4 protein-coding genes are annotated in these 5,756 nt (G+C 73.2%); 1 reads left to right on the top strand and 3 read right to left on the bottom strand.

The features are described from left to right. The 3 genes from alaS to ACSNOD_RS27480 all read right to left on the bottom strand — a co-directional run. The coding region (alaS, locus tag ACSNOD_RS27490; protein ID WP_436769771.1) for an alanine--tRNA ligase at positions 1-2,596 on the bottom strand (2,596 nt) is incomplete at its 3' end. Beyond that, complete coding sequence (locus ACSNOD_RS27485; RefSeq protein ID WP_436769770.1) at positions 2,596-2,910, bottom strand: DUF6167 family protein; 315 nt, start codon at positions 2,908-2,910, stop codon at positions 2,596-2,598. The genes ACSNOD_RS27485 and alaS, both read right to left, overlap by 1 nt. 7 nt (positions 2,911-2,917) lie before the next feature. Beyond that, positions 2,918-3,352, bottom strand: a complete 435-nt coding sequence (locus tag ACSNOD_RS27480) for a DUF948 domain-containing protein (protein ID WP_436769769.1) — start codon at positions 3,350-3,352, stop codon at positions 2,918-2,920. A 215-nt stretch (positions 3,353-3,567) separates the two neighbouring features. Here ACSNOD_RS27480 and ACSNOD_RS27475 point away from each other — a divergent pair. Further along, the coding region (locus tag ACSNOD_RS27475; protein WP_436769768.1) for an ATP-binding protein at positions 3,568-5,756 on the top strand (2,189 nt) is incomplete at its 3' end.

Here is a 5,756-nt window from a genome sequence, read left to right as displayed (position 1 = left end):
CCTGGGCGACGTCGTCCTTGCCGCCACCGCCGCCACCGAGCGTCTTGGCGGCCGTGCGCACCAGCTCACCGGCCTTCACCCCGCGCTCGCGGGCCGCCTCGTTCGTGGCGATCACCGTCAGCGGGCGGCCGTTGACCACCGTGAACAGCGCGACGACCACCGGGCGGCCGCCCTGGATGCGGCCCCGCACGTCGAGGACCAGCCGGCGCAGGTCGTCGGCGCCCGTGCCCTCCGGGACCCGGCCGGTCACCAGCGCCACGCCGTGCACGTCGCGGGCGCCCTCGGCCAGCCCCTCGGCGGCCTGGAGCACCTTCTCGGCGCGGAACTTCTCGATCTCCTTCTCCGCGTCCTTGAGCTTGGCCAGCATCCCGGCGATCTTCTCCGGGAGCTCCTCCGGCCGGCCCTTGACCAGGTCGGTGAGCTGCGAGACGACCGTGTGCTCCCGGGCGAGGAACTGGTAGGCGTCGGCGCCGACCAGCGCCTCCACCCGGCGCACACCGGAGCCGATGGAGGACTCGCCGAGCAGCTTCACCAGGCCCAGCTGGGCGGTGTTGTGCACATGCGTGCCACCGCACAGCTCCTTGGAGAAGTCGCCGATGGTGACCACGCGCACCCGCTCGCCGTACTTCTCGCCGAACTCGGCGATGGCGCCCTGCTTCTTGGCCTCGTCCATGCTCATGACCTCGGCGTGGACGTCCAGCTCGCGGGAGAGCACCTCGTTGATCTTCTGCTCGACGTCCAGGAGCACCGTGCCGGGCACGGCGGTCGGCGAGCCGAAGTCGAAGCGGAAGCGGCCCGGGGCGTTCTCCGAGCCGGCCTGGGCGGCCGTGGGGCCGAGCGCGTCGCGCAGCGCCTGGTGGGTGAGGTGGGTGGCGCTGTGGGCGCGGGCGATGGCCCGGCGGCGGCGCACATCGATCCGGGTGTGCGCCGAGGCGCCCACCGTCACCTCGCCGACCTGCACCACGCCCTTGTGGACGCTGACGCCCGGCACCGGCTGCTGCACGTCGCGGACCTCGATGACGGCCCCGGTGTCCAGCTTGATCCGGCCGGTGTCGGCCTGCTGGCCGCCGCCCTCGGCGTAGAACGGGGTGCGGTCCAGGACGACCTCCACCTCGTCGCCCTCGGAGGCGGCGGGCGAGGAGACGCCGTCGACCAGCAGCCCGACGACCGTGGACTCGCCCTCGGTGTCGGTGTAGCCGGTGAAGACGGTGGCGCCGGCGGTGTCGGCGACCTCGCGGTACGCGGACAGGTCGGCGTGGCCGGTCTTCTTGGCCCGGGCGTCGGCCTTGGCCCGCTCCCGCTGCTCCTTCATCAGGCGGCGGAAGCCGGCCTCGTCCACGCTCAGGCCCTGCTCGGCGGCCATCTCCAGGGTGAGGTCGATCGGGAAGCCCCAGGTGTCGTGGAGCAGGAACGCCTTGTCGCCGGGGAGCACGGACTTGCCGGCCGCCTTGGTGTCGCTGACGGCCGTGTCGAGGATGTTGGTGCCGGCCTTCAGCGTCTTGAGGAAGGCGGCCTCCTCGGCCAGGGCGACGGTCTCGATCCGCTTGCGGTCGGCGATCAGCTCCGGGTACTGCAGGCCCATGGTGCCGATCACGACGTCGACGAGGTCGCCGACGACGGGGCCGGTGGCGCCCAGCAGGCGCATGTTGCGGATCGCGCGGCGCATGATGCGCCGGAGCACGTAGCCGCGGCCCTCGTTGCCGGGGGTGACGCCGTCGCCGATGAGCATCACGGAGGTGCGGATGTGGTCGGCGACCACGCGCAGGGACACGTCCGAGGCGTTGTCGGCGCCGTACCGGACCCCGGTCAGCTCGGTGGCCTTGTCCATGACCACGCGCAGGGTGTCGGTCTCGTACATGTTGCGGACGCCCTGGAGGATCATCGCCAGGCGCTCGAGGCCGAGGCCGGTGTCGATGTTCTTGCTGGGCAGCTCGCCGAGGATCGGGAAGTCCTCCTTGTCCGAGCCGGCGCCGCGCTCGTACTGCATGAAGACCAGGTTCCAGATCTCCACGTACCGCTCGTCGTTGACGGCCGGGCCGCCCTCGACGCCGAACTCGGGGCCGCGGTCGTAGTTGATCTCGGAGCAGGGGCCGCAGGGGCCGGGCACGCCCATGGACCAGAAGTTGTCCTTCTTGCCCAGCCGCTGGATGCGCTCGGCGGGGACGCCGACGACGTCGCGCCAGATGGCCTCGGCCTCGTCGTCGTCCTGGTAGACGGTGATCCAGAGCTTCTCCGGCTCCAGCCCGTAGCCGCCGTCCGCCACCGGGGTGGTCAGCAGCTCCCAGGCGAGCTTGATGGCGCCTTCCTTGAAGTAGTCGCCGAAGGAGAAGTTGCCGCACATCTGGAAGAAGGTGCCGTGCCGGGTGGTCTTGCCGACCTCCTCGATGTCCGGGGTGCGGACGCACTTCTGCACGCTGGTGGCGCGCGGGAAGGGCGGCTTGACCTCGCCGAGGAAGTACGGCTTGAACGGCACCATGCCCGCCGGGACCAGCAGCAGCGTCGGGTCGTCCGCGATCAGCGACGCCGACGGCACGACGGTGTGCTCGCGCTCCTCGAAGAAGCGCAGCCAGCGACTACGGATTTCAGCCGACTCCATCAGTGGTCCTCATTCCGGTTGTACGGGGTCTTGGGGGCAAGCGCGGCCGGGCGGCGCGGCGCGGGGAGTTCACGGGGGCCGTCGGGGTCCGCCTCCAGGCCCAGGGCGTCGTTGAGCTCCAGCTCCCGCTGGGCCATGCCGGCCTTGACGTCGAGCGCGAACTCCTTCAGCCGGTGCCCGGTCTCCACGGCCTTGTCGGCGGCCCGGGCCGCCAGGCTCTCCGGGGTCAGCTGCCGGAGCTTGCGGTGGACCTTGTTGGTGGCCCACACCCCGGCCGCGGCGCCCGCGGTGAACCAGAACGTACGGCGGAACATCAGTGGATCAGCCCTTTCCGCCGCGACCCCGCTTGCGGCCCCGGCGGGCCGACGGCAGGGTCCGTCCGACGATCACGGTACGGCGAGGTTCGGCGGCGTCCTTGCGTCCGATGGCACGCCGGACGCCGTAGCCGAAGGCGGCGACCTTGACCAGCGGGCCGCCGAAGGTGGAGGCGACGGTCGAGGAGAGCGCGGAGGCGTTGGAGGTGACCTCCTGCACATCGCTGGCGATGGCGTCCACGCGCTCCAGCTGGGTCTGCGCGGACCGCACGGTCGCCGACGCCTCCCCCAGCAGCGGGACCGCCTGCGCGGAGACGTCCGCCACCAGCTTGGTGGTCGCCTTCAGCACCTGGGCCAGCCTCACCAGCACCACGGCGAGGAACGAGACCAGAATGGCCCAGAAGACGGCCACGAGAATCCCGGCCACCTCTCCACCGGACACGTTGCACCGCTCCCTGTCGTCTATCCGCGCCGTCGTCGCCTGCCGCTGCCAGCGTGTCACCATCGGTCACGGGCGGGTGGTCCGACGGGCGCGAGCGGCAGTAATCGACCTTATCGCGCCGGGGCCGAGGGGCCGTACCACGTTTCCCGGCGCCGGGCATCCGATACGGCGCGGGATTGTACGGTCCGCTTATCGCTCGGTACGCTCCGTGTTCCATGCGACGCCCCCCGCGCCCCGATTCCTCCTCACCTGACGGCCCCGAGGGCCCCGACGGGCCCCATGGGCCCGATGACCTCGACGGCCCCTGCGGACCCGCCGCGCCGTGGGCCGGCGAGGGCCCGGACCTGACGGCGCTGCCGCCCGCCCTCGGCAACCTCCCCGCCGAGCTCAACCGCTTCGTGGGGCGCGGCGCGGAACTCGCCGAGCTGGAGGGCCGGCTGGCCGAGCACCGGCTGGTGACGGTGACCGGCGTGGGCGGGGTCGGCAAGACCCGGCTGGCCGTGCGCGCGGCCCGTCGGCTGCGGCGGGGACAGATGGCGCAGGAACGCTTCTGCGATGGCATCTGGCTCGTGGAGCTCTCCACCCTGCGCGACGGCGGCCTGCTGGAGCACGCCGTGGCGGAGGCCCTGGGCGTGGCCGACCACACCGGCCGGCCCCCGCGCACCGCCCTGACCGAACAGCTCGCCGACCGCCGGCTGCTGCTGGTCCTGGACGGCTTCGAGCAGATCGTCACCGAGTGCGCCGAGCTGGTGTCGGAGGTGCTGCGGCAGGCGCCGGGCGTGGCCGTGCTGGCGGTCGGCCGGCGCCCGCTGGAGATCGCGGGCGAGCAGTGCCTGCCGCTGCGCCCGATGCCGGTGCCCGGGGAGGCCGCCGAGCTGTTCGCCCACCGGGCGGCCGCCGTGCTGCCGGGCTTCGCGGTCACGCCCGCCAACGAGCGGGCCGTCACCGAGCTGTGCCGGCGCCTGGACGGCATCCCGCTCGCCCTGGAGCTCGCCGCCGGGCGGCTGCGGGCGCTCTCCCTGGAACAGGTGCTGCTCCGCCTCGACGACCGCTTCCGGCTGCTCACCGGCGGCGGCCGGGGGGTCCTCCCGCGCCATCAGACGCTGCGCACCGCGATCGGCTGGAGCCATGAGCTGTGCACGCCGGCGGAGCGGCTGCTGTGGGCCCGGCTGTCGGTCTTCGCCGGCCACTTCACGCTGGAGGCGGCCGAGTACGTGTGCTCCGGGCCCGATCTGCCCGCGGAGCGGCTGGTCGACGTGGTGGCCGAGCTGGTGGCCCAGTCGGTGGTGGTGCGCGAGGACACCCCGGCCGGGGTGCGCTACCGCATGCTCGACACCGTACGGGCGTACGGCGCGGGCTGGCTGGACGCGCTGGAGGACACCGAGCGGATGCGCCGCCGCCACCGCGACTGGTACCTGGGCCTGGCCACCTGGTGCGAGCTGGACTGGTTCAGCCCCCGGCAGGCGGAGGTGGCCGCCCGGATCGACGCGGAGCTGCCCAATCTGCGCATCGCCCTGGAGTTCAGCCTGGAGGACGCCCAGGACGCCTATCTGGGCCAGTATCTGGCCGGCACCCTGTGGTTCTACTGGGTCGGCTGCGGGCGGCTCGCCGAGGGCCGGCACTGGCTGGACCGCGCGCTGGCGCTGGACGGCGACCACGAGGAGTCGCGGCTGAAGGCGCTGTGGGTGGCCGGGCACGTCGCCGTCCTCCAGGGCGACTCGGTGGCGGCCCTGGAGGCGCTCCAGGAGTGCCGCGCGGAGGCGGAGCGCACGGACAACGCGGTCGCCGCCGCCTACGCCGTGCACCGCACCGGCTGTCTCGCCCTGGTGTCGGACGACATGCCGCGCGCCGAGCGGCTGCTGCGCGAGGCGCTGGCCCGCTACCGCGAGATCGGGGAGCTCAACAGCAATGTGCTGATGGGCCAGGTGGAGCTGGCCATGGCGGTCGCCTTCCAGGGCGATCTGACCGGCGCGGTGGAGCTGTGCGAGGAGGTGCGGCGGATCTGCGCCGACCACGGCGAGCGCTGGTCGCTCGCCTACGCCCTCTATGTGCTCGGCTACGCGGCCTGGACGCGCGGGGACGCCGGGCAGGCGCGGGCGCTGCTGGAGGAGTGCCTGGCCATCGACCACGCCTTCCACGATCTGGTGGGCACCGTGCTGGCGGTGGAGCTGCTCGCGCTGATCACGGTGGACGAGGGCGACCCGGCGGAGGCGGCGGTGCTCCAGGGCGCGGCCGGGCAGCTGTGGAACTCCGTGGGGCTGCCGCTGTTCGGCTCGCGGTACTTCAACGCGCCGCACGCCCGCTGCGAGCAGCGGGCCCGGGAGCTGCTGGGCGCGCGGGCCTACGAGGAGTGCGTACGGGAGGGCGCCCGGCTGGACCCCGACGCGACGGCGGCACGGGCGCT

Source organism: Streptomyces sp. URMC 123 (genome assembly GCF_051386515.1).
Lineage (GTDB): Bacteria > Actinomycetota > Actinomycetes > Streptomycetales > Streptomycetaceae > Streptomyces.
The sequence above is the reverse complement of the archived record's forward strand: the minus strand, read 5'-3'. Positions and strand labels throughout refer to the sequence as shown.